General features: G+C 30.5%; 3 protein-coding genes. 2 read left to right on the top strand and 1 reads right to left on the bottom strand.

Annotated elements, in window-relative coordinates; all coding sequences use genetic code 11:
• Nucleotides 1-296: 296 nt before the first annotated feature.
• Nucleotides 297-1,718: an ATP-binding domain-containing protein gene (locus tag C0512_RS14800; RefSeq protein ID WP_290862940.1), complete on the top strand. Its 1,422-nt coding sequence runs from the start codon at nt 297-299 to the stop codon at nt 1,716-1,718.
• 50 nt (nt 1,719-1,768) lie between these two features.
• Nucleotides 1,769-2,494, top strand: coding sequence for a 3-deoxy-manno-octulosonate cytidylyltransferase (gene kdsB, locus C0512_RS14795; protein ID WP_290862937.1), 726 nt, complete (start codon nt 1,769-1,771; stop codon nt 2,492-2,494).
• Here kdsB and C0512_RS14790 read toward each other — a convergent pair.
• The gene (locus C0512_RS14790) at nt 2,491-3,468 is read right to left on the bottom strand and encodes an endo alpha-1,4 polygalactosaminidase (protein WP_290862935.1); all 978 of its coding nucleotides are present in this window, start codon (nt 3,466-3,468) and stop codon (nt 2,491-2,493) included. The genes kdsB and C0512_RS14790 overlap by 4 nt on opposite strands.
• Nucleotides 3,469-3,570 lie beyond the last annotated feature (102 nt).

Raw genomic sequence — 3,570 nt, 5'->3', positions numbered from 1 at the left:
CAAATTCAATTGGTGCTTGAATAGATTGATAAATTAAATAACTAAATACTATGGTAACAATCCACAATACAATTGAAAAAATTGGCTTCAATTTTTTATTTGTAGATTTGTTAATTAACTTAGCAATGAAATAAATTGCTAATGCAAGTACTACAACAATAATTACAAGTAAAATCATTTTAATTTTATTTAATTTCAGTTTAAGGCAAATCTACAATTTTTTTTTTTTCTCAAAAGCATTTCCCATAAAATTCATCAGTATATTTGAATTTTTATTGCTCCTAATTAACCTGCAAATGAATTCAGCTCTGTTTTACAGTATTTTACAAAAATCATTCCCTTTTAATCCTACTTTAAAACAGACTATTTTTTTTCAAAAAATTGCTGATTTTGTTACAAATTCAACGAATGAAGAACTTTTTGTATTAAAAGGATATGCCGGAACGGGTAAAACAACCTTAATTTCAACATTAGTAGCCAATTTAATTGCGGTCAATAAAAAATATGTTCTTTTGGCTCCTACGGGTCGTGCAGCAAAAGTTATTGCTAATTATTCCGGAAAACCAGCCTTTACAATTCATAAAAAAATATATTTTCCTAAAAAAAACAGTTCCGGAGGTGTTTCCTTTACGCGTCAAATAAATAAACATAAAAACACCATTTTTATTGTTGATGAAAGTTCCATGATTTCAGATGTTAATACGGACTCAAAATCAGCCGACAGTAATTCATTATTGGATGATTTAATGAACTATGTATATTCCGGCGAAAATTGTAAGATGATACTTTTAGGTGATACAGCTCAGCTTCCACCAATAAATTTAGAAGTTAGTCCAGCTTTGAATATAGAAACGTTATTGGCTTATTATAACAAAGACGTTATTCATATTGAATTGGACGAAGTGATGCGTCAGGAAGAAAATTCGGGGATATTATACAATGCAACAGTTTTGAGGGAAGTTTTAAAAGAACATTTTATAGATTCTTTTCGTTTTGATGTTAAAGGTTATAAAGATATAGTTCGCTTAACGGATGGTTATGATATTCAAGATGCCATTAATACATCTTATAGCAAAGATGGGATGGAGGAAACCGCTTTCATTGTGCGAACTAATAAAAGAGCAAATCAATACAATCAACAAATTAGAAATGCAATTTTATTTCGCGAAAGCGATTTATCTGCCGGTGATTATATGATGGTGGTGAAGAATAATTACTTTTGGCTGAAAGTAACAGATGAAGCCGGATTTATTGCCAATGGTGATATTGTGGAAGTATTGGAAATATATAAAATTCAAGAATTATACGGATTCAAATTTGCCAAAGTAAAAATTAGAATGGTCGATTATCTCAATCAAAAACCATTTGAAACAATTTTGTTGTTGGATACCATTACGAGTGAATCACCTTCATTGACTTATGAAGAAGCTAATCGACTCTATCAAGAAGTATTGAAAGATTATGAAAATGAGAGTGCATCCTATAAAAAAGTACAAAAAGTAAAGGAGAACGAATACTTTAATGCATTGCAAGTCAAGTTTTCCTATGCCATCACGTGTCATAAATCACAAGGAGGACAATGGAATACTGTTTTTGTAGAGCAACCTTATTTACCGAATGGAATTGATAGAGATTATATTCGATGGTTATATACAGCAGTAACTCGAGCGAAAGAAAAATTGTATTTAATTGGATTTAAAGACGAAAATTTTGAATAATTTTGAAAATAGTTTAAAATCTAAACCTTAATTTCAATCAACTCACTATTATGAAAATAATTGCCGTCATACCAGCCCGTTATGCTTCTACTCGATTTCCTGCTAAATTAATGCAGGATTTAGGAGGGAAAACGGTCATTACACGGACGTATGAAGCGGCCGTAAAAACAAATTTATTTGACGATGTTTTTGTAGTAACAGATTCAAAATTAATTTATGATGAAATAATTTCTATAGGAGGAAAAGCAATCAGAAGCATCAAAGAGCACGAAAGTGGTAGTGACAGAATAGCGGAAGCCGTTGAGAATTTAGATGTTGATATAGTGGTTAATGTGCAAGGGGATGAACCATTTATTAATAAAGAACCATTGGCTGCTGTTTTAGAGGTTTTTAGAAATGATACAAAACAAGAAATTGATTTAGCCTCCTTAATGCGTGAAATTAAGGACTGGGAAATTATTGAAAATCCGAATAATGTAAAAGTAATCGTGGATCAAAATGGTTTAGCTCTTTATTTTTCAAGGGCTGTGATTCCTTATCCGAGAGAAAAAAATGCGGGTGTTCGCTATTTTCAACACATTGGAATTTATGCTTTTCGAAAAAAAGCGTTATTGGATTTTTACAAATTACCAATGAAGTCTCTGGAGGCTTCAGAAAAATTAGAACAACTTCGCTATTTAGAATATGGCAAAAAAATCAAAATGGTAGAAACAACACATGTTGGAATTGGAATTGACACCCCGGAAGATTTAGAAAAAGCCCGAAAAATGATTTAATCGTTGTATAAATTGTAATACGCTTCTACATTGTCTAAAAATACACCGTCAAATCCTGCATTAATTATTTTTTGAGTGTATGATTCTTCATTTCCATAGATTAGTTTTTGCCAATTAGCATCCCAAAACTCAACATAAATCTCGTTATCATAACCTTTGTATTTCTTTTTTAACCATTTTGGATTGCCTAATTTCCAATCGGGTTGCCAATAATTTCGCCAATTTTCCGCTGCACCAACATTCATGTAGCAAATTACTAATCGTTTTCCTCCGTTTTTTTTCTTTTTAAGCAATTCTAATTCGGCTTTGGTATAGGGAAAGCTGTAATAATACAAGTCGATTAATACAAGGTCAAAATTAGTGTTTGCAACCGCTTCTATTAATTGTTTCTTCGTATCAAAATCATCAGCATTAATTAAATATAAAAAATTTTGAACATCGCTCAGTTTAGTTATATTATTAGCGTTTTCAAGGTTTATATTTTCCGGAATTAAATGATAATGGTAATTTTCTGCTGTTCTGATAAAGGGTACAAAATTGACAGTTTGATTGAGTTGAATCACTTTATCAATATCGTCCTTGTTTTTTACAAATTCAGAAACCATTATTTTTTTGTCCTTCGGAAGTTTTTTTAGATTCTCAATTCGATAGTTATCTGCCTTCCCTTTTTCATTATAAAACAGTTCTTCAATGGCAATTCCGTCGATAGCTTTCAAATAACTTGCAGAAAGGTTTTTATCTGGATTTGAATTTTCAAAAGCTAATTCCGACCCATTTTGAGGAATAATGATAAAATCATTTTTTTGTTTTCGGGCATAGTTAGAAATACCGATAACAAATTCCTGCATTTTCTTACCTGCTTTCACTGTGTTTTTATCTTTATCTTCACTATTAAATCCTACTGATAACAAAATAGAAAGTAAAATCAAAAGGGTTATATAATATCGTTTCATATCAATTTTTTCAATTTTCAAAAATAAGTTTTTTTATTGACTCGTTTCAGAAAGGCAATAAACATACCAAAAGCAAGTATTTAATTAATTTTCTCAACAATAATTAACTCATTATGCTCTTCT

Source organism: Flavobacterium sp., assembly GCF_013822155.1.
GTDB lineage: Bacteria > Bacteroidota > Bacteroidia > Flavobacteriales > Flavobacteriaceae > Flavobacterium.
Note: the sequence above shows the minus strand (reverse complement) of the source record. Positions and strands in the feature narration are given on the sequence as shown.